This window comes from Nitrobacter sp. JJSN (assembly GCF_051912485.1).
Lineage (GTDB): Bacteria > Pseudomonadota > Alphaproteobacteria > Rhizobiales > Xanthobacteraceae > Nitrobacter.
Genome location: NZ_CP196822.1, coordinates 3,777,713 through 3,797,184, shown reverse-complemented (window position 1 = coordinate 3,797,184; position 19,472 = coordinate 3,777,713). Strand labels below are relative to the sequence as shown.

The window sequence follows — 19,472 nt, the reverse complement described above, 5'->3', positions numbered from 1 at the left end:
CTTGAAGGGCGTTTGGTGTTGTGATGCCGGTTTTTCGTTATTTTCTTGTGATGGGTTGCTGCCTGCTCGGCCTGCTTTTAGCTGCCAGCTGGATATGGCCCGGCGACGTGGATTCAGCAGTGCATCCGGCAACCGTCGCGACCGCGCCGGAATCCACGGGCTTACAACCCAAGGACTTGATATCTAAAGACTTGAAATCCAAGGACTTGGTACCCGCGAGCCTGGCATCAGACTTGGAGGCAACCCCGGCTGTACTTAGCTCGATCGATGACTGGCGCCGCTCCGAGGAACGCTTCGAGCGCTCGAAGCATGATCCCCAACCTATTGTCTATCCGGATATCGCCACCCTCGCCCCCACCGCCGATCGTCTGCAATGGGAACGCCAGCTCCGCTATCTACCGGCGAACCACGTCTACGAAGCGCGTGCGGAAATGCCGACGGGAACGGCCGCCGAACCCCCGAAGGTCGCTGAAAAGCCCACGACGCCGCGCAAGCACGTCGCCCACACCCGCGCCCGCAACAGCGCGAGGATGGCGGCGGACCTCGAGCGATCGCAGCCACGCTACGCTCGCAACAGCGCCTGGCACCCGTTCGGCTTTTTCGATTAATCGAAAGCCTGCCTAAAACGGGCCGGCGATCATACCCGGCATCCGGCGAAGCGTGCGCCCACGTTCAGCCGTCGCCCTTCATGCTGCAGATCAGCCTTCGATGATAATGAAGTCGGCGTCCGAATATTTCTGGCGAATTATCTTCGCGGCCTGATATTCGGCGCTTTGATAGCAAGCTTTCGCGGTAGCGAGATCCTTGAATTCGACCACCACGTTGCGGTCGCGCGAGGTGCCTTCCATCGAATCGAACGCGCCGCCGCGCACGATGAAGTTGGCGCCGAACTTGTCGAATGCAGGCTTGGCCGCAGCGAGATAGTCGGGATAGCGCTCCCGATCATGAACCGAGACCCGCACGATCCAATAACCTTTTGCCATGAGCAGTTCTCCGTTTGATGGTTTGTATCAAAACGGGCAGCCAAAGGCGCTCCGACTTTATGATGGTATCCAGCGGCAAGCCGGAACCGGGCAGCGTTGGGCGAACACTGTTGTCAACGCCACGGCCGCGCACGATAATTAAGACTCAATGCTTAAACGGAGGCAACATGAGCTGGCTTCCCTCCAACGACCCCGTTCTCGGCGATCCCCTGACATGCGATGCGCTCGAACTTGTCATCGTGCCGCGCACCCGTGACCTCGGCGACGGATTCGCGGTGCGTCGCGCGCTGCCGCACGGCAAGCGCCAGATGGTCGGCCCCTTCATCTTCTTCGACCATTTCGGTCCGGTGCAGTTTGTCTCCGGCAAGGGCATGGACGTGCGGCCACATCCGCATATCGGGCTCGCTACCGTTACCTATCTGTTCGACGGCAGCATCATGCACCGCGACAGCGAGGGCAATATCCAGGAGATCCAGCCGGGCGCCATGAACCTGATGACCGCGGGACGCGGCATCGCGCATTCCGAACGCACGCCCGACGCACAGCGCGCGAGCGGGCAGAAGATGCTCGGTCTGCAAAGCTGGATCGCGCTACCGGCGGGGCGCGAAGAGATCGCGCCGTCGTTTCAGCACTACGGCGCCGACAGCCTGCCGACTGTGCAGGACAAGGGATTCCGCGCCCGCGTCATCGCCGGCCGTTCGTTCGGCGCAACATCGCCGGTCGAGATGGTGTCGCCGTGGTTCTACGTCGAAGTCTCGCTCGATGCCGGCATGAGCGTTCCACTCGATGCGGACCACGAGGAGCGCGCGATCTATGTCATCGACGGAGAGATCGAGATCGCGGGCGACCGTCACGAAGCGCCGCAACTTTTGGTTTTCCGCCCCGGCGACCGCATCACGTTGCGGGCGACGAAGCCCACCCGGATGATGTTCCTTGGCGGCGACGCGCTGGAGGGACCACGTCACATCTGGTGGAATTTCGTCTCCTCCAGCAAGGAGCGTATCGAACAGGCGAAAGAAGACTGGAAAACCGGCCGCTTCGCGCCCGTGCCGAACGAGCACGAATTCATTCCGCTGCCGGAAAACTGATCCTTGTTTTGACGCGTTTTCTTTACGCGAACCGGTATCCACTTTGCTCGAAAACGCTATAGCTCACACCGGCAGACCGTTTTCCTGGGCCAATTCCTTCAGCGACACCTGCGGCCGCGCGCCGATGTGCTGGATCACCTCGGCGGCGGCGAGCGCGCCGAGCCGCCCCGCGTTCTCGTGGCTCGCACCGCGCACCAGTCCGAACAAAAATCCCGCGGCGAACAGGTCGCCCGCGCCGGTGGTATCAACCAGACTGTCGATCGGACACGCCGGCACCGCGGCAACGCCGTCTTTCGTCGCGACTACGCAGCCCTTTTCGCTGCGGGTGACGACGCCGAGCGCAATGTCCTCGCGCAACTGCGCAAGCGCCGTGTCAAAATCCGAGGTCTGATAGAGCGAATGCAGCTCCGTCTCGTTGGCAAAAATCAGATCGACGGCGCCGCTTCGCATCAACGCGAGAAACTCGTCGCGGTAGCGATCGACGCAAAACGCATCCGACAGCGTCAGCGCCACCTGGCGCTCCGCCCCATGCGCAATCTGCGACGCCTTGAGGAACGCCTCCTTGGCAGCCTTGGGATCCCAAAGATAGCCCTCGAGGTAGAGGATCGATGCGGCGGCGACAGTGTCAGGATCGATATCCGCCGGTGACAAATCCTGCGCTGCGCCGAGATAGGTATTCATGGTGCGCTCGCCATCCGGCGTCACCAGAATGTAGGAGCAGCCGGTGGCCGGGCCGCCGGATGCAGGCTGCGTATCGAACGCCACCTTCGCGGCACGAATGTCATGGGTATAAAGACGGCCGATCTGATCGTCCTTCACCTTGCCGACATAGGCTGCGCGTGCGCCGAACCCGGCGAGGCCGACAATGGTGTTGGCGGCCGAGCCGCCCGACATTTCGGTCGCAGGCCCCATGTCGGCATAGATCGATGCAGCACGCGCTTCATCGATCAGCGCCATGCCGCCCTTGGTCATGCCGTGGGCGGCGAGAAAGCCCTCGTCAGTCCGCACCAGAACGTCGAAAATCGCATTGCCGATCCCGAGCACGTCGTATTTCGCTGAGGCCATTAAGAATATCCCGTTGCGGCGATTGCGGTGGAGCGAGGAATCCGGTCAGACTCCTTGGCCAGTGAAGGTGTCGCGGCCTATCACGGCACCTCCATGTCATCAAGCACGGCACCCGACATTGCCATGATCCGCTCCGTCCTCACCGTCTCCTCAGGCACGCTGGCCTCGCGTCTGCTCGGATTCGCGCGCGATGCCCTGACCGCGGCGCTGCTCGGCGCGGGCCCGGTCGCCGACGCCTTCCTGATGGCGTTTCAGCTCATCAACGTGATCCGGCGGATGCTCGGCGAAGGCGCCTTGAATGCGGCGCTGGTGCCGGCGTGGATGCGCGTGCGCGACAGCGAAGGCTTGGCCGCGGCATCGGCCTTCGCGGGCGCCGTGCTCGGGACGGTGAGCACGACCCTGATCGCATTGGCCGTGATTGCCGGCGTGGCGATGCCGCTTCTCATGACGGTGCTGGCGCCGGGTTTCGCCGGCAGCGAGAGCCTGCAGCTCGCGGTCACCGATGCACGATTGATGCTGCCTTATCTCGCCTTTGCCGGACCGGTCACCGTTCTGATGGGTCTGCTCAATGCCCAGCATCGCTTCGCGATCACGGCCTTCTCACCACTGCTGTTCAACGTCGCCCTGATTCTCGTCATCACGGTGCTGCTTCTGTTGCATCAGGACTCGCATTCCGCCGCGATCGTGATGGCGGCAACCGTGGGCGCCACAGGCCTGCTGCAGCTTCTGGTTCTTGCGATCCCGAGCCGCCGCGACAACCTCGCAAGTCCCTTGCGACTATCGTTCGATTCCGGGATGCGGGATTTTGCCCGCAAGGCCGTCCCGGGCATGATCGCGAATTCAGGGCCGCAACTGCTCATCGTGGCCGGCGCGATCATCGCGTCGGTATCGCCGTCGGCCGTGGCATGGCTCTACTTCGCCAATCGCCTGATCGAGTTGCCGCTGGGGATGGTCGGCGTTGCCATCGGCACCGTGCTGGTGCCGGAAATGAGCCGCGCCCTCAACAAGGGTGACGGGCCCGCGTTGGTCCATGCCGAGTCGCGAGGGATTGAACTGGCGGCGGCCCTCGCCTTGCCCGCGACGCTTGGTCTGATCGTCCTCAGCGAGCCAATTGTGCGGGTGCTGTTCGAGCACGGCGCATTTACCGCGGCGGATACTCAAGCCACGGCGCTGGCGCTCGGGTGTCTCGGCCTCGGCCTGCCCGCCCATGTCCTGATCAAGGCGTTATCTCCGGCCTTCTTCGCGCGTGGCAATACAATGACGCCGCTTCTGGCAGCGCTGAAAGGGATTGCGGTCACGATCGTTCTCGCACTCGTATTCGGACGGCTATTCGGTGTCGGTGGGATCGCCGTCGCCGTGGCGGCCGGAGCATGGAGCAATGCAGCCAGTCTCGTCCGGAGCGTTGCCGCGACGTTCGGATTTTCCGTTGACGCCGAAGCGCGCCGGCGGTTACCGCGTATCGTGCTGGCCGCGTCCCTGATGGGCGGGCTTTTATGGCTTGCCGTTCGGCTGCTGCCCGCGATGCCCGGCGCACACGGCTTGCTGCAGGCGGCCATGCTCGTCGTCCTGATCGCCGCCAGCATCGCGATCTATGGTCTGCTTTTGCTGGTGTTTCGGGTAATCGGCGGGAGCGACATACAAGCTGCGCTGATGCGATCCCGGGTCGGTGACTTGCGCGCCTAGCGCGCGCGTGGCAATGGACGACGCGCCGTGTTGACGGCATTGGGCAGCGTTTTGCTGCCTTCGACGGGCCGCGCAGGCAAGCAGGACAGAGTGATGACGACACGGGTTTTTTCGGGCGTTCAGCCGACCGGCAATCTGCATCTCGGCAACTATCTCGGCGCCATTGTCAATTTCGTGAAATTGCAGGCCGACCACGAGTGCCTCTATTGCGTGGTCGACCTCCATGCCATCACCGTTCCCATCGCCGTCTGGGGCGGTCCGGACGAATTGCGCCGCAACACCCGCGAAGTGACCGCCGCCTTCATCGCCAGCGGCATCGATCCGAAGCGGCACATCATCTTCAACCAGAGTCAGGTGGCGGGGCACGCCGAACTCGCCTGGGTGTTCAACTGCGTGGCGCGGCTCGGCTGGCTCAACCGCATGACCCAGTTCAAGGAAAAGGCTGGCAAGGACCGCGAGAACGCGTCGGTCGGACTTTACGATTATCCGGTGCTGATGGCGTCGGACATCCTGGTCTATCGCGCCACGCACGTTCCGGTCGGCGAGGACCAGAAACAACACCTCGAACTCAGCCGCGACATCGCGCAGAAATTCAACAACGACTTTTCCGAATCGATTGTCGCCAACGGCTTCGCGGAAAAATTCTTTCCGCTGCCGGAGCCCGTGATCACGGGACCGGCGACGCGCGTGATGAGTCTGCGCGACGGCACCAAGAAGATGTCGAAATCCGATCCCTCGGATTATTCGCGCATCAACCTTACCGACGACGCCGATACCATCGCGCAAAAGATCCGCAAGGCCAAGACCGATCCGGAACCGCTGCCATCTGACGAAAAGGGACTGGAAAGCCGCCCCGAGGCCGACAATCTCGTCGGCATCTATGCGGCTTTGTCTGGCGCGCCCAAACCCGAAGTGCTCGCGCAATTCGGCGGCGCGCAGTTCTCAGGCTTCAAGTCCAACCTCGTCGATCTCGCCGTCGCGAAGCTGTCGCCGATCGCAGCAGAAATGAAACGGCTGACCGACGACCCGGCCTATGTGGACCGGATTCTGATCGACGGCGCCGACCGTGCCCGCGGCATCGCCTCGGAAACCATGAGCGCCGTGAAGGATATCGTCGGTTTCATCCATAAGCGCTAACATCACACCGCTCCCGGCCGACCTCGACCACCGTTGATCAAGCGTCGCATCCGGCTTGTCGGGGCAGCCCCCGCCGTGGCAGCATGGCGGCGTCTGCGTTGTTCAGCACCGGGACATGCATGAGCGCACAACGTCGAAGCTACGAGACGGGCCACAAGCCGAAATACCTTGTCGTCGTCGACGACAGTGCGGAATGGGACCGCGCCGTCTACTATGCGAGCCGCCGTGCCATTCGCGTCGGCGGCGGCATCGTGATGTTGCGGGTGGTCGAGACGGAAGACCGCAATCAGGAATGGCTCGGCGTCGCCGAGGTGATGCGCGCCGAGGCCTATGAAGGCGCGAACGCGGCGCTCGATCGCGCTTCCGGCCGGGCCAACGGTATCGCCGCGATTACGCCGGAACGCGTCATTCGCGAGGGCAAGCCGCTCGAACAGATTCTCGATGTCATCGACAAGGACGTCGATATTTCGATGCTGGTGCTGGCCGCCAGCGGCGGTCCTGAAGGCCCTGGCCCGATCATCACAATGCTCGCCAAAACCGCCGGAAATTTCCCGATTCCGGTGACGATCGTGCCGGGCAGCCTGACCGACGACGAGGTCGATGCGCTGTCCTAGCGCGTATTCCGCAAAAGTGGATACCGGTTTCGCGATCGGACTATGCGCAAGTTATTGTTCGAGAGCATTTTCTTCGCGCCAACCGGATTTCACTTAGCCAGAAATTGCTCAGATCGGCGTGAATGCCGGGCGTTGCGCGGATGGCTGCCCCAGCGCCCTTGATCGTGCTTTTGCCATGGCTATCTGCTAAGGGAACCTACGCGCCGGCCTTGAACCGGCGACGACGGAGAGATCGATGTTCATTCAGACCGAAGTCACCCCCAATCCCGCTACCTTGAAGTTCCTTCCGGGCCGCACCGTGCTCGGCAAAGGCACGATGGAATTCACCAGCCCCGACACGGCTGGCCGCTCGCAGCTCGCCGTGAGGCTATTCGCCGTGCACGGCGTCACCGGCGTGTTCTATGGCTCGGACTTCATCACGGTGACGAAGGACGACAGCGACTGGCAACATCTCAAGCCGGCCATCCTTGGCGTGATCATGGAACACTACATGTCGGGTGCGCCGCTGTTGGCGGACGGCGCAACAGCGGGGAATGGCGAGGCCAACGATGACGTCGAATTCTTCGATGAAGCAGACGCCGAGACCGTGACCTTGATCAAGGACCTGATCGAGACGCGGGTGCGGCCGGGAGTCGCCGACGACGGCGGCGATATCACCTTTCGCGGCTTCAAGGACGGCATCGTCTATGTGAACATGAAGGGCTCGTGCTCCGGATGCCCGTCATCGACCGTGACCTTGCGGAACGGCATCCAGAACCTGCTGAAGCATTTCGTTCCCGAGGTGGTCGAAGTGCGGCCGGTGTAGCTACATGGCTTCCAGCGGCAATTTCGGCTTCAGAGTTTGGCGACGACAACCAGCCGCCGGACCTGGCCATTCTTGTAAGCGCGCAGGAAGGCGGTGTAGTTCCTGAACGACACGCAGCCGTTGGAGTCGCCGTTCGGCCCCAGCATGTAGGTATGCGCGAGCAACCCGCTGCGCCCGTATATCTTGTCCTCGCCGCCGACCGGTTTCAGCCGGATCGCTTCAACGCCGTGAAAAAGGTTTTCACGCAGCGACAGGTCATAGGTGTGTGGCGGCGTCACGCCGCGCATTTTCTTGTCGGCATAACGCGGATCGTCCAGCATCTTGCCGAGCCCCGAATGCGCCTCGAGCTTGGTGCCGTTCGGCATATAGACCGTGCGCGCCGAAATATCATAGACGGCGGTGAACTGGTCGTATTGCGGGATGCGGCCGAGCGTCAGGCTCTCGCCGTCGCTTGTCACCCCGCCGTCGGGCGCAGCGAATGCGAGTTGCAGACCGCCGGACGCTGATTTGCCGAACAGTTTCTCGAAGATCGATGGCTTCTTCGGCTCCGGCTCCAGCGCGGCAGCCTCGTTGGCCTGCGCGACCTCGCGGCGGGAAGGAACGGAAGCCTGCAACTGGCGCAGTTCTGCCGGACGCGGCGTCGGTATTGGCACAACCGTGGCGACTTGCGGCGCCGGTGGAAGCGGCAAGGTCTCCGGCATTGCCTGCGCGGGAAGCGAGGCAACCTCTATCGGAGCAGCCTGAGCCGGCTCGGACTGCGGCCGGAAGGTTTCCGGCTGCGCGCCGAGGAAGCGCGGACCGTAGAGCCATGCCGTGCGGGCCCGGGCGGCAGGATCTTCAATGCGAGCCTTGACCGTTGCACGGGCTTCAGGAGCCTGCGCGGCGCGAGGCCGGGGCATCTCGCGCAGCGCGTCATACGCGGCCGCGATGCGATCGGCCGGTTCCACGGAACGGATGGATGCAGCCGGCGGCAGCGAGGCTGTGACCAGTTCCGGATTCCCGCCGGAAATATTGGTGTAGAGAGTCCAGGCGCAGGCAACGGCAATGCAGGCGAGCGCGGCGGCGCCAACAACATTTTGAGGAACGGCTTTGCGACGCGAGCCGGCGGAATAAGCCGACACATCATAATAGCGCGTGCCCGTAACGTACGTCATTCGCCCCACGTCCAGAGTCACTCAGCGCCCGATCTTTGCAAGCGGCACACGAAAGTCTGCATGCCGCCGGCATGTGCGGATACAAGACTACGCATGGCTGATTCCCCAAAGTTCCGGAGAACCTGTCGCAGACTTGCGGAGCGTCATTAAGGCGACTTTTAGTTAAATGCCGATTAAATGCGGGTCGGATCTGAGGCGCGGCGGGAAAATGGCCGGAATCGCGGCAATCTGGTGTCTAAAACCCGGCTTCCTTTCATGGAACCGCAGGTAATGCACCAGGAACAGTGCTAATCAGGCTCCGATGCTTATTCTTGCGATCGACACCGCACTCGATGCCTGCGCCGCCGGTGTGCTGGACACCGATGCCGGCCGGCTACTCGCCCATGAATCGCTGCCGATGAAGCGCGGGCACGCCGAAGCGCTGATGCCGCTGATTGCTCGTGTTATCGAATCCGCGGATATCGCCTTCGCGGCACTGGACCGCATCGCCGCGACCACCGGCCCCGGCAGTTTCACCGGCCTGCGCGTCGGACTGTCGGCCGCGCGCGGCATCGCGCTTGCCGCCAACAAACCGGCGGTTGGCGTGACGACCCTCATGGCCTATGCCGCGCCGGTTGTTGGCGAGAACCGCGAGTGGCCGGTGATCTCCGTGATCGATGCCCGCCACGACCACGTTTATTTCCAGGTTGTCAGCGGCGACGGATCCATGTTGGTTCAGCCGCACGTCGCACCGCTCGAAGAGGCGCTCGCCGCATCGCGTTTCGGCGCGCCGCATCTGGTCGGCAATGCCGCGAAGCTTCTCGCCGACCGCTGGCCCGCGCACGCCCCGCCGCCGGTCGCGGTCGATCCGCAAGCAGCACCCGATATCGCCTGGGTGGCATGGCTCGCCGCGGCGGTCAGTCCGGACACCGCGCTACCGCGCCCGTACTACCTGCGCGCGCCCGACGCCAGGCCGGCCGGCGATCTCCTGCTCAAAACGTCGAAGCAGGCTGCATCATGATGACATGGTTCTCGGGCAAAGAGCGTGCGACGCCCGTGGTCGAGGCCGCAGGTCCGCACGACGCCGCGCGCCTTGCGGCAATTCACGGCGCATCGTTTCACCGCGGCTGGGGTGAAGGCGAATTCGAAGTCATGATCGCGGAGCGCAACACGCTGGTTCAGCGCCTGCGGCTGCGATCGAACGTGATTGGCTTCGCCGTGTCGCGCATCGCGGTGGATGAGGCCGAAATCCTCTCGATCGCGATCGACGCGAGCCACCGTGGCCAGCGATTCTCGCGCGACCTTCTGTTCACGCACCTCGGCTACCTCGCCGGACGCGGCGTACGCACCGTGTTTCTCGAAGTCGAGGAAAATAATCAGCCGGCACGACGTCTCTATGAACGCGCCGGCTTTGCCGTCACCGGACGCCGCGAACGATACTATCGGGAGGCCGGCGGCCAGGAACTGAACGCATTGGTGATGCGTCGCGACTTGTCGTAGTCTGTGCGCGGTGGCAAAGGGAGACTAGCGCGTATTCCGCAAAAGTGGACACCGGTTTTGCGATCAGAATACGCGCAAGTTATAGATTGAGAGCATTTTCTTACGGCTAACCGGATTCCACTTAGCCGGAAAATGCTCTAGCGTGGTTTTAGGTTCAGAAGTTCGCATCAAAGGTTGCTGCAAGGGTCTGCGAACTTCGGAATCGGGACACAGGAAGACGATCAGTAAAGGTGAAATCGGTTTTGCGTCCGGTCGCACTCCCGAGTATCATGCGGGCGCACGCCAAGCGACCTACACCCCGGCGGAACATGCGCCATCGGAACCGGACACGTCATGACGGCCCTGAAACCGACGTCTGTGCAGAAGCCCACCAACATCGAGGCGCGTTGCGCCGCCACCGGGATGCGCATGACCGAGCAGCGCCGGGTTATCGCGCGCGTGCTGGCGGAAGCCTCCGATCATCCGGACGTCGAGGAACTCTATCGCCGCTGCGTCGCGGTGGATGACAAGATCTCGATCTCGACGGTCTATCGCACGGTCAAGCTGTTCGAGGATGCCGGCATCATCGAGCGACACGATTTCCGCGAGGGCCGCGCGCGCTATGAGACGATGCGCGACAGTCACCACGATCATCTGATCAACCTGCGAGACGGCAAGGTCATCGAATTCACGTCGGATGAAATCGAGAAACTGCAAGCCGAAATAGCTCGCAAACTCGGCTACAGGCTGGTCGATCACCGCCTCGAGCTCTATTGCGTCCCGATGGACGACGATCAGTCCTGAGTGCCAATCAAAATCCCGCAAAGCTGTATGCTTGTCAATGCGAGGTTATTTCGTACGGCGCTGCTGCCGCGGTGCTGACACGAAGGCTGCCGGCCCGGGGACGGCCGGCAGGATGCTGGATTTTCCTCGCCCTCGCCTATAAGTGAACTGCGCGCCGATGGCGCGCCACGTCCCCCGAGCCAGGTTCCATGACGCCGCCGCGCAAGCTGCACATCAAGTCCTACGGTTGCCAGATGAACGTCTACGATGCCCAGCGCATGGTGGATACGCTGGCACCGGAAGGTTTTGTCGAGACCGCCAGCGCCGAGGAGGCGGACCTCGTCATTCTCAACACCTGCCATATCCGCGAGAAGGCGTCCGAGAAGGTCTATTCCGAACTCGGCAGGCTGCGCGTCGCCAAGGACCAGGCGGCGCGCGACGGGCGCGAGATGAGCGTTGTCGTCGCCGGGTGCGTTGCGCAGGCCGAAGGCGATGAAATCATTCGCCGCGCGCCCGTTGTCGATGTGGTTGTCGGTCCGCAGAGCTATCATCATCTGTCGCAACTGCTCGCGCGCGCAAAGGCCGAGGGCCGCGCGCTGGAGACCGAGTTTCCGGTCGAGGACAAATTCGGCTTCCTGCCGCAGCCGTCGCGGCAGGCGATCCGCGCCCGCGGCATCTCGGCGTTCGTGACGGCGCAGGAAGGCTGCGACAAGTTCTGCACCTTCTGCGTCGTGCCTTATACGCGCGGCGCCGAGGTGTCGCGTCCGGTGGCGAAGATCGTCGAGGACGTGCAGCGCCTTACCGACAACGGCGTGCGCGAGATCACCCTGATCGGGCAGAACGTCAACGCCTATCACGGCGACGGCCCGGACGGGCGGCCCTGGCCGCTCGGCAAGCTGCTGCACCGCCTCGCCGAAATTCCAGGCATCGTCCGGCTGCGCTACTCGACCAGCCATCCGCGCGACGTCGAGGACTCGCTTATCGACGCGCACCGCGATCTCGACGCGCTGATGCCGTTCGTGCATCTGCCGGTGCAGTCCGGCTCCGACCGCATCCTTGCGGCCATGAACCGCAGACATACCGCCGCCGATTACCGCCGCGTGATCGACCGGTTGCGCCACGTCCGGCCGGATATTGCGTTCTCGTCGGACTTCATCGTCGGCTTCCCGGGCGAAACCGAGGAAGATTTTGCGGCAACCCTCGCGCTTGTCACGCAAATCGGATACGCTGGCGCCTATTCGTTCAAGTACTCGCCGCGGCCGGGCACGCCGGCGGCGGAGATGAAGGAGACAGTGTCAACGGCCGACATGGACGCGCGACTGGAGCGGCTTCAGAACCTGATCGACAGCCAGCAATCCGCCTTCAACAAGGCGTCGATTGGCAAGAGGGTTGATGTGCTGTTCGAACGCGCCGCGCGCAACGCCGGTCAGATCGTCGGCCGCACCGCCTATCTCCAGCCCGCGCATGTAATGGCATCCGAGGATATCATCGGGAAAGTGCTGCCCGTAGCCATCGAGAGCCTTGAGCGCTACAGCCTGCTTGGGTCGCTTGCCGATCCCGGTTTGTCTTCGGCATCCGGCGACGCGAAAGACGCTTCGCGGAAGACGCCGTCGTCTCAAGCGATCACGGGAGCCTGAACCCTTGCCCAAGAGCGCATCGGATTCGCCCTCACTCGTCCCCAGCCGGAAACTCGACATGCAAGCCCCGCCCGAAACGCAAGTCGTCATCGATTTTGACGATAATCGCGCGGTGTCGGCGCTGGTCGGCCCATACGGACAGAATCTCGCACAACTCGAGCGGCGGCTCGGAGTGGTCGTCGATTCGCGCGGCAACCACATCACCATCGCCGGATCGCGCGACGCCTGCGACGCCGGACGGCGCGTGCTGGAAACACTCTATACCCAAGCGGCGCAGGGCCATGATCTCACGCAGGGCGAGGTCGAAGGCGCGATCCGCGCCGTGATCGCACAAGGCTCGCTGTTCGAATACGACCCCAAGGCGCCACTCTCGACCTTCGAGGCCATCAACCTGCGCAAGCGCCCGGTGCGAGCGCGCACCGCCGCGCAGGATGCCTATATCCGAGCACTGAAACATCATGAACTGGTATTCGGCATCGGCCCCGCCGGCACTGGCAAAACCTGGCTCGCGGTGGCGCAGGCGGCGCAACTGTTCGAGCGCAAGGAAGTCGATCGCATCATCCTGACGCGGCCCGCGGTCGAGGCCGGGGAGCGGCTCGGCTTCCTGCCAGGGGATTTGCGCGAAAAGGTCGACCCCTACCTGCGGCCGATCTACGACGCGCTGTATGACCTGATGGATTCCCGCATCGTCGAGCGCGCCCTGCAAACCGGCGAGATTGAGATCGCGCCGCTCGCTTTCATGCGCGGCCGCACCCTGACCAACGCTGCGATTATCCTCGACGAGGCGCAGAACACCACCGCGATGCAGATGAAGATGTTCCTGACACGACTGGGCGAAAACAGCCGCATGATCGTCACGGGCGACCCTTCGCAGGTCGACCTGCCGAACGGCCAGATCTCAGGACTGGCGGAAGCGACGCGGCTGCTCGACGGTATCGAGGGCGTGGCTCAGGTGAAATTCACGGCCGATGACGTGATCCGTCATGAACTGGTGGCGCGGATTGTCGCCGCCTATGAGGGGCTACCGCAGCGGCCGGCAGCCAAAAAACCATGATGCCGGACACGGATGGCGAAAGCGACCGGCCTCCGCGACGAGCCGGCGCCGGCGCCGGCGAAAGACATACGATGATCTACTCCGCTTTGCCTGCAACCGAAATTCTCATTGTCGCCGAATGCTGGCGGGCGGAGGCCGATGCCGAAGCGATCATTCATCGCGCCATCGAGACCGCCGCCGAAATCGTCGACACTGAAACCGGCGATGCCGAACTTGCGATCATGCTGACCGACGACGCCGGCATCCGTACGCTCAACGCCAACTGGCGCGGCATCGACAAGCCGACCAATGTCCTGTCGTTCCCGGCGCTGCAGCCGACTGGTCCATCCTCGCCAGACGATGCGCCGCGTATGCTCGGCGATATCGCAATCGCCTATGAAACCGTGCGCCGCGAGGCCAACGACGAACTCAAGCCGTTCGGTCACCACCTGAGCCATCTGGCCATCCATGGGTTTCTGCATCTGATCGGTTACGATCACGAAACCGATGAAGAGGCCGGGGAAATGGAAAACCTCGAGCGCGAAATTCTGGCGCGGCTCGGCATACCCGATCCCTATGCGCCGCAAGAACGGATGACCTGAGTGGCTCCGGAGGACGAACCCAGCGACACCACGCCGCCGCAGGACAACCGCAACCTGCCGGTGCCCGTGCACAACGGCGAGGTGCTGCGTCCGGCCTCAGAGCGCTGGCTGATGCGGGCGATCCGCTCACTGTTCGGCTGGAAGCCGGGATCGGTGCGCGCCGACCTTCAGGTGGTGCTCGACGCCTCGACGCCGGACGAGACCAGCTTCTCGGCCATCGAGCGCACCATGCTGCGCAATATCCTCAACCTGCATGAACGACGCATCGCCGATGTCATGGTCCACCGCGCCGATATCATCGCGGTCAAACGCGACATTCCGCTCGGCGAACTGATCAACGTGTTCGAGAGCGCGGCGCACTCCCGTCTAGTTGTCTACGACGAGAACCTCGACGATCCTGAAGGCATCGTTCATATCCGCGACCTGCTCGCATTCATGGCTGTGCGCGCGCGCACCGCGATGCCGTCCAAGGCGAAACGCAAAAAGGCGCCGCCCGCCGGCCTCGACCTGCGCGCCATCGATCTGGCACTGCCGCTGAGCGAAGCCAACATCATCCGCAAACTGCTCTACGTGCCGCCGTCGATGCCGGCGATCGACCTGCTGGCGCAGATGCAGGCGACGCGCATCCATCTGGCGCTCGTGGTCGATGAATACGGTGGAACCGACGGCCTGGTGTCGATCGAGGACATCGTCGAGCAGATCGTCGGCGAAATCGACGACGAGCACGACGGCGACGAGCCGCCCTCCATCGTGCGCCAGGCCGACAATTCCTTTATCGCCGATGCGCGCGCCAGCCTCGAGGACGTCCGCGGCATGATCGGCGACGAGTTCGTGATCGGCGAGGCGGGCGAGGACGTCGACACGCTCGGCGGCTTTCTTGTCACCCATGTCGGCCGCTTGCCGGTGCGGGGCGAGGTCATTTCAGGGCCGGGCCCGTTCGAGATCGAAGTGCTCGACGCCGACCCGCGCCGAGTCAAGCGGCTGCGGATCGGGCTGCGTAAGGAGCGGCCCGCCGTCCGCCCCCGCGACGGGCGGCGGCGCGAGGCCGCACCGGATGCGCCCTCGCAACCGCAGGGCGACCCGGCGTCTCCCTCGTCGCCAGGCGATGGAGGCGAAAACCCGTGAATATTGCAGGTAGCGTCCGAACCGCTGGCCTTGCCGTCACTCTGTCATGGGGCTGGAAGCGCGCCGTCATTGCGCTTCTCGCCGGCGCCGCGTCTGCGCTTGCGATGGAACCGTTCAACATCTGGCCCGTGCTGTTCGTCACCTTTCCGATCGCGACCTGGCTGATCGACGGCGCAGGCGCCGGACGTCTCGGCGGCGTACCGGCCGCAGCGCTCACGGGATGGCTGTTCGGCTTCGGCTATTTCGTTCCAGGGCTATACTGGATCGGCAACGCCTTTCTGGTCGATGCCCAGACCTTCGCATGGCTGATGCCGTTCGCCGTCATCGGCCTTCCGGCATATCTCGCACTCTTTACGTCGCTCGGCTTTGCGCTGGCGCGCTGGATCTGGCCCAAGGACGCCTCGCGCATTCTCGCCCTCGCCGTGGCGCTCACGGTCGGTGAATGGCTGCGCGGGCATGCACTGACGGGATTCCCGTGGAATGCATTCGGCTACGCGCTGACCGAGCCGCTGGCGCTGGCGCAAACGGCGTCGCTGATCGGACTGTGGGGTCTGACATTTTTGAGCGTCGCGATCTTCGCAAGCCCCGCCGTGCTGATCGACGGACGCAGCCGAAGATCATGGATCGCCCCTGTCACCGCCGTCATCCTGCTCGTCGCCATGGGCGTCTACGGCGCGGTGAGACTGTCGCGTCATCCGACGGAATTCGCAGACAACGTCAAGCTGCGCATCATGCAGCCCAATCTGGAGCAGGACGCACGCTTCAACTATTCCGCCAAGGCGGCGGTGATGCAGAAATATCTGACGCTCTCCGACCGCGCCACCGGACCGGACTCGACCGGCGTCAGCGGCGCCACCGTCCTGATCTGGCCGGAATCGGCATTCCCGTTTTTTCTCGCCCGCGAAGCCGACGCCATGGCCCAGATCGCGGATCTCTTGCCGAAGGGTACGATCCTGATTACCGGCTCGGTGCGCGCGCCCGATCTGCCGCCGGGCGCCAGGATCACCCGCGCCTACAACTCGATCTATGTCATCGACGACGACGGAAGCATTCTGTCGATTTACGACAAGCTCCACCTGGTGCCGTTCGGCGAATTCCTGCCGTTCCAGGGCCTGATGGAAAAGCTCGGCTTCGTTCAACTCACCAAGGTCCAGGGCGGCTTCATTCCGGGGACGCGTCGGCGGACCATCGAACTTCCAAATGCGCCGAGCGTGCTCCCGCTGATCTGCTATGAAGCGATCTTTCCGGGGGACATCGAATCCCGCGGCGGCCGGCCTGGCTGGATCGTCAACCTCACCAACGACGGCTGGTTCGGGATCAGCACGGGGCCCCATCAACACCTTCAACAAGCGCGGCTGCGGGCGATCGAGGAAGGACTTCCCCTGGTGCGGGCGGCGAACACCGGTATTTCGGTGGTCACCGATTCCGTAGGACGTATTGTCGCACGGCTCGATCTCGGCGTCGAAGGCGTGCTGGATTCCCGCCTGCCGGTCGCGATGTCACCGACGCTCTACGCCCGCGCAGGCGATATTCCCGCCGCAATGATGGTGACCATCGCGCTTGTTTTGGTGATTCGACGGCGTCGCGCGCACTGACGGGGGCAGCGTACGCAGAGACGCCGCTGGAAATGCGATACAGCGCTTCCATTCGCACGATCGATATAATTCGTGTAACAATTTGTACGACTGGTATAATGCGACGGATGGAACCGCCCGAGATTAACCGCAAATTTTTATCACGTGATCGAGTTCAGTTTGACGATATTGGCACCCGGAGCGTATGCCACGGATCGCTCCCCATTTGAGGAGACCAAGGAGATGTCGACCAAGGCGCCCAATCCTGTTGACAAGCATGTCGGCAGCCGTGTGCGCATGCGCCGCATCATGCTGGGCATGAGTCAGGAAAAGCTTGGCGAGGCTCTCGGACTGACATTTCAGCAGGTTCAGAAGTACGAAAAAGGCACCAATCGCGTCGGCGCGAGTCGCATCCAGCAGATTTCCGAAATCCTGCAAGTCCCCGTCTCGTTTCTGTTCGAGGGCAGCCCCGGCGCAGGCATCGCCAGGGCCGAAGGTCTGAGCGACGCGCCATCCCCTGCCTACGTCTCCGATTTTCTTGCAACCTCCGAAGGTCTCGCGCTGACCCGCGCATTCACGCGGATCACCGACGCGAAACTCCGCCGCAGCATCGTCGACATGGTCGAGCAGATTGCGTCCCGCGAAGCGCCCGACCGGCGCTAGAGCGGGATGAGGAAAAGTGTGTAGCGTTTTTGGTCCACATCCCGCTCTAAATATTGGAATCGATCACGTTCATGATTTTGGATGGATTCGATCCAAAATCATCGTGATCTAGAGTCTTTCACCGTTTCATGGTAACCGTGAAAGACGCTAGTTTATTGATCTGACGCGTTTTCTTCATGCGAACCGGATTCCACTTCGCTCGAAAACGCTATAGTGGAGTGAATTAGGCGGTAGCCTTTTTGCACCCTCCTCCCACCCAACCGTTGCGATGACAGCTGTCACTTCCGATCCTCACGACTTTCGTCCTTCGGCCGATGACGCTTCATCGCTTCGCCGCGGGACCGCCCGTGAGTCCGGTCAAGGTTCATTTTTCGGGCGGCGCAAGGGACACAAGCTGCGGTCACACCAGAGCGACCTGATCGCGCATCTGCTGCCGCGCCTCAGCCTCGATCCTGACAAAGCCGGACCATCCGAGCCGGCTGCGCTGTTCGACCAGCCGGTCGATGGGGTGCGTATCGAGATCGGCTTCGGCGGCGGCGAGCATCTGGTCGCCGAGGCACTGGCGTTTCCGCGCACCGGTTTCATTGGCTGCGAACCCTACGTCAACGGCATGGCGAAGATCCTCGCGCAGATCGAAGCGCACGAGATCGGCAACATCCGCTTGTTCGCCGGCGACGCGTCGGAATTGCTGGCGTGGCTGCCGGAGGGTTCGCTGGCGCGGATCGACCTGATCCATCCCGACCCGTGGCCCAAGCGTCGTCACTGGAAGCGCCGTTTCGTTCAGGACGCGACCATCACGGAGATGGCGCGCTTGCTTCGGCCGGGCGGCGAATTCCGCTTTGTCAGCGATATCGCCGACTACTGCGCATGGACGCTGTCGCATCTGGCGCGATCGCCGGATTTCCTTTGGCTCGCCGAACGCGCCGCCGACTGGCACAACCCGTGGCCGGACTACACCATGACGCGCTACGGCCGCAAAGCCGAGCGCGAGGGCCGCCGCGCCGCGTATCTGCGGTTTCGACGCGAAAGCAAATGACGCGCTCGGCGAATTCCACCCCTCACGCCCTCGCCGGCCTTGCCGAGAGGCGCGAAAACAGCTATATCGGCTGAAACTTTCTCATACGACCGCGTATCGAGAGTGGGCCCTTCCGGACCCGCTCTTTTTTATTTCCTGAACGGACCTCATGCGCCGCGGCACATCCAGGTTCCTTTCAGGCAGCAAATGCCGGACCGGACGCCAACATGGCCGGCCCAGCCAGTGACTGTCAGATTTACCCTTTCGGACCGACCTTTGACCCTGAATATGACCGATCCCGTTGCCCAGATCCCGGACCATGAGCTGCTCGACGAGCCGCGTCTGGTGGTCGAGCCTGGTGTCGCGGCGCGGGTCGCGGCGGTCGCGGTTCCGGTTTTGCAGGGCATGGGCTACCGGCTGGTGCGGATCAAGGTGTCGGGCGAAGCCGGCTGCACGGTCCAGATCATGGCGGAGCGGCCGGACGGCACCATGCTGATCGAGGACTGCGAGGCGATCTCGAAGGCCCTGTCGCCGGTGCTCGATGTCGCCGACCCGATCGACAAGGCCTATCGACTGGAGATCTCGTCGCCCGGCATCGACCGGCCGCTGGTACGCCGGTCCGATTTCGAACGCCACGCCGGTCACCTCGTGAAGGTCGAGATGGCGGTCGCCCATCAAGGCCGCAAGCGGTTTCGCGGCACCCTTCAGGGCGTCACCGACAACGCGCTGCGGCTGCATCGGGACGACGACGGGGAAGTCCTGCTCGTCATGGAGGACATCGCCGACGCCCGGCTGGTTCTGACCGACGAATTGATTGCGGAATCGATGCGGCGGGGCAAGATCGCGGAACGGGAGATGAAGCGGAATCTCGGCATTCTGCCACCGCCTCCGCCGCACGCGAAAAACGATCCGACCAGACGCAACGCGCCGAGACCAAAACCCAAGAGCGAGGCGAAAGCCCACAAGAAGCCGCCACCGAAGAACACCAAGGAACATCGCCTGGCCGCAGAAAGACTGCGGCGCGGCGAGATCGATCCCATCGAAGGAGAATAA

General features: G+C 63.1%; 20 protein-coding genes. 17 read left to right on the top strand and 3 right to left on the bottom strand.

Annotation, left to right across the window (positions count from 1 at the left end; translation table 11 throughout):
* The first annotated feature begins 23 nt into the window (after window positions 1-23).
* Complete coding sequence (locus ACSZOQ_RS18425; RefSeq protein ID WP_439923843.1) at window positions 24-608, top strand: hypothetical protein; 585 nt, start codon at window positions 24-26, stop codon at window positions 606-608.
* Window positions 609-698: 90 nt separating this feature from the next.
* Here the strand turns inward: ACSZOQ_RS18425 and ACSZOQ_RS18420 are convergent, their stop codons facing one another.
* A complete protein-coding gene (locus ACSZOQ_RS18420) occupies window positions 699-983 on the bottom strand; it encodes a DUF1330 domain-containing protein (RefSeq protein WP_439923842.1) in 285 nt (94 codons plus the stop codon).
* Between the two features lie 167 nt (window positions 984-1,150).
* Here ACSZOQ_RS18420 and ACSZOQ_RS18415 point away from each other — a divergent pair, with 167 nt between their 5' ends.
* Window positions 1,151-2,071: a pirin family protein gene (locus ACSZOQ_RS18415; protein WP_439923841.1), complete on the top strand. Its 921-nt coding sequence runs from the start codon at window positions 1,151-1,153 to the stop codon at window positions 2,069-2,071.
* A gap of 63 nt (window positions 2,072-2,134) precedes the next feature.
* Here ACSZOQ_RS18415 and ACSZOQ_RS18410 read toward each other — a convergent pair whose 3' ends face one another.
* Window positions 2,135-3,136 carry an adenosine kinase gene (locus ACSZOQ_RS18410; RefSeq protein ID WP_439923840.1) on the bottom strand — a complete coding sequence of 334 codons (1,002 nt, stop codon included), beginning with the start codon at window positions 3,134-3,136 and terminating at the stop codon, window positions 2,135-2,137.
* Between the two features lie 123 nt (window positions 3,137-3,259).
* Here ACSZOQ_RS18410 and murJ point away from each other — a divergent pair, with 123 nt between their 5' ends.
* The 4 genes from murJ (at window position 3,260) to ACSZOQ_RS18390 (ending at window position 7,375) form a co-directional block, all read left to right on the top strand.
* A complete protein-coding gene (gene murJ / locus ACSZOQ_RS18405; protein WP_439923839.1) occupies window positions 3,260-4,819 on the top strand; it encodes a murein biosynthesis integral membrane protein MurJ in 1,560 nt (519 codons plus the stop codon).
* A 93-nt stretch (window positions 4,820-4,912) separates the two neighbouring features.
* On the top strand, window positions 4,913-5,956 hold the full coding sequence (trpS, locus tag ACSZOQ_RS18400; protein ID WP_439923838.1) for a tryptophan--tRNA ligase: 1,044 nt from the start codon (window positions 4,913-4,915) through the stop codon (window positions 5,954-5,956).
* Window positions 5,957-6,075: 119 nt separating this feature from the next.
* Window positions 6,076-6,570: a universal stress protein gene (locus ACSZOQ_RS18395; protein ID WP_439923837.1), complete on the top strand. Its 495-nt coding sequence runs from the start codon at window positions 6,076-6,078 to the stop codon at window positions 6,568-6,570.
* Window positions 6,571-6,805: 235 nt separating this feature from the next.
* Window positions 6,806-7,375, top strand: a complete 570-nt coding sequence (locus tag ACSZOQ_RS18390; RefSeq protein WP_439923836.1) for a NifU family protein — start codon at window positions 6,806-6,808, stop codon at window positions 7,373-7,375.
* Between the two features lie 29 nt (window positions 7,376-7,404).
* Here ACSZOQ_RS18390 and ACSZOQ_RS18385 read toward each other — a convergent pair whose 3' ends face one another.
* Window positions 7,405-8,529, bottom strand: coding sequence for a tlde1 domain-containing protein (locus ACSZOQ_RS18385; protein WP_439923835.1), 1,125 nt, complete (start codon window positions 8,527-8,529; stop codon window positions 7,405-7,407).
* A 301-nt stretch (window positions 8,530-8,830) separates the two neighbouring features.
* Between ACSZOQ_RS18385 and tsaB the strand changes: the two genes are divergently transcribed.
* From tsaB to rimP, 11 genes are all read left to right on the top strand, one after another.
* Window positions 8,831-9,529 carry a tRNA (adenosine(37)-N6)-threonylcarbamoyltransferase complex dimerization subunit type 1 TsaB gene (gene tsaB, locus ACSZOQ_RS18380; protein ID WP_439923834.1) on the top strand — a complete coding sequence of 233 codons (699 nt, stop codon included), beginning with the start codon at window positions 8,831-8,833 and terminating at the stop codon, window positions 9,527-9,529.
* Entirely contained in the window at window positions 9,526-10,008 is a 483-nt protein-coding gene (gene rimI / locus ACSZOQ_RS18375) for a ribosomal protein S18-alanine N-acetyltransferase (RefSeq protein ID WP_439923833.1), read from the top strand. The genes tsaB and rimI overlap by 4 nt, the downstream gene beginning before the upstream one ends.
* Before the next feature lie 333 nt (window positions 10,009-10,341).
* A complete protein-coding gene (locus ACSZOQ_RS18370) occupies window positions 10,342-10,791 on the top strand; it encodes a Fur family transcriptional regulator (RefSeq protein WP_439923832.1) in 450 nt (149 codons plus the stop codon).
* Window positions 10,792-10,979: 188 nt separating this feature from the next.
* Window positions 10,980-12,407, top strand: a complete 1,428-nt coding sequence (gene miaB, locus ACSZOQ_RS18365) for a tRNA (N6-isopentenyl adenosine(37)-C2)-methylthiotransferase MiaB (RefSeq protein ID WP_439923831.1) — start codon at window positions 10,980-10,982, stop codon at window positions 12,405-12,407.
* A gap of 4 nt (window positions 12,408-12,411) precedes the next feature.
* Window positions 12,412-13,461 (top strand): PhoH family protein, encoded by a 1,050-nt coding sequence (locus ACSZOQ_RS18360; protein ID WP_439923830.1) that lies wholly within the window; start codon window positions 12,412-12,414, stop codon window positions 13,459-13,461.
* 71 nt (window positions 13,462-13,532) lie between these two features.
* Entirely contained in the window at window positions 13,533-14,042 is a 510-nt protein-coding gene (gene ybeY / locus ACSZOQ_RS18355; protein ID WP_439923829.1) for an rRNA maturation RNase YbeY, read from the top strand.
* Window positions 14,043-15,167: a hemolysin family protein gene (locus tag ACSZOQ_RS18350; protein ID WP_439923828.1), complete on the top strand. Its 1,125-nt coding sequence runs from the start codon at window positions 14,043-14,045 to the stop codon at window positions 15,165-15,167. It abuts the gene before it with no gap.
* Window positions 15,164-16,762, top strand: a complete 1,599-nt coding sequence (lnt, locus tag ACSZOQ_RS18345) for an apolipoprotein N-acyltransferase (RefSeq protein ID WP_439923827.1) — start codon at window positions 15,164-15,166, stop codon at window positions 16,760-16,762. Before ACSZOQ_RS18350 ends, lnt begins: the two co-directional genes overlap by 4 nt.
* Window positions 16,763-16,984: 222 nt before the next feature.
* Window positions 16,985-17,404 carry a helix-turn-helix domain-containing protein gene (locus ACSZOQ_RS18340; protein ID WP_439923826.1) on the top strand — a complete coding sequence of 140 codons (420 nt, stop codon included), beginning with the start codon at window positions 16,985-16,987 and terminating at the stop codon, window positions 17,402-17,404.
* 268 nt (window positions 17,405-17,672) lie between these two features.
* Window positions 17,673-18,440, top strand: a complete 768-nt coding sequence (gene trmB / locus ACSZOQ_RS18335; protein WP_439923825.1) for a tRNA (guanosine(46)-N7)-methyltransferase TrmB — start codon at window positions 17,673-17,675, stop codon at window positions 18,438-18,440.
* 267 nt (window positions 18,441-18,707) lie between these two features.
* Complete coding sequence (gene rimP / locus ACSZOQ_RS18330; RefSeq protein ID WP_439923824.1) at window positions 18,708-19,472, top strand: ribosome maturation factor RimP; 765 nt, start codon at window positions 18,708-18,710, stop codon at window positions 19,470-19,472.

What these genes read in the sequence shown, in the direction of transcription:
- tsaB (WP_439923834.1), top strand. Translation starts at nt 8,831, where the DNA reads ATGCTTATTCTTGCGATCGACACCGCACTCGATGCCTGCGCCGCCGGT.
- rimP (WP_439923824.1), top strand. Translation starts at nt 18,708, where the DNA reads ATGACCGATCCCGTTGCCCAGATCCCGGACCATGAGCTGCTCGACGAG.
- ACSZOQ_RS18410 (WP_439923840.1), bottom strand. Translation starts at nt 3,136, where the DNA reads ATGGCCTCAGCGAAATACGACGTGCTCGGGATCGGCAATGCGATTTTC.
- ybeY (WP_439923829.1), top strand. Translation starts at nt 13,533, where the DNA reads ATGATCTACTCCGCTTTGCCTGCAACCGAAATTCTCATTGTCGCCGAA.
- ACSZOQ_RS18395 (WP_439923837.1), top strand. Translation starts at nt 6,076, where the DNA reads ATGAGCGCACAACGTCGAAGCTACGAGACGGGCCACAAGCCGAAATAC.
- miaB (WP_439923831.1), top strand. Translation starts at nt 10,980, where the DNA reads ATGACGCCGCCGCGCAAGCTGCACATCAAGTCCTACGGTTGCCAGATG.
- rimI (WP_439923833.1), top strand. Translation starts at nt 9,526, where the DNA reads ATGATGACATGGTTCTCGGGCAAAGAGCGTGCGACGCCCGTGGTCGAG.
- ACSZOQ_RS18425 (WP_439923843.1), top strand. Translation starts at nt 24, where the DNA reads ATGCCGGTTTTTCGTTATTTTCTTGTGATGGGTTGCTGCCTGCTCGGC.
- ACSZOQ_RS18340 (WP_439923826.1), top strand. Translation starts at nt 16,985, where the DNA reads ATGTCGACCAAGGCGCCCAATCCTGTTGACAAGCATGTCGGCAGCCGT.
- ACSZOQ_RS18420 (WP_439923842.1), bottom strand. Translation starts at nt 983, where the DNA reads ATGGCAAAAGGTTATTGGATCGTGCGGGTCTCGGTTCATGATCGGGAG.
- ACSZOQ_RS18415 (WP_439923841.1), top strand. Translation starts at nt 1,151, where the DNA reads ATGAGCTGGCTTCCCTCCAACGACCCCGTTCTCGGCGATCCCCTGACA.
- ACSZOQ_RS18385 (WP_439923835.1), bottom strand. Translation starts at nt 8,529, where the DNA reads ATGACGTACGTTACGGGCACGCGCTATTATGATGTGTCGGCTTATTCC.
- ACSZOQ_RS18370 (WP_439923832.1), top strand. Translation starts at nt 10,342, where the DNA reads ATGACGGCCCTGAAACCGACGTCTGTGCAGAAGCCCACCAACATCGAG.
- ACSZOQ_RS18390 (WP_439923836.1), top strand. Translation starts at nt 6,806, where the DNA reads ATGTTCATTCAGACCGAAGTCACCCCCAATCCCGCTACCTTGAAGTTC.
- trmB (WP_439923825.1), top strand. Translation starts at nt 17,673, where the DNA reads ATGACAGCTGTCACTTCCGATCCTCACGACTTTCGTCCTTCGGCCGAT.
- murJ (WP_439923839.1), top strand. Translation starts at nt 3,260, where the DNA reads ATGATCCGCTCCGTCCTCACCGTCTCCTCAGGCACGCTGGCCTCGCGT.
- trpS (WP_439923838.1), top strand. Translation starts at nt 4,913, where the DNA reads ATGACGACACGGGTTTTTTCGGGCGTTCAGCCGACCGGCAATCTGCAT.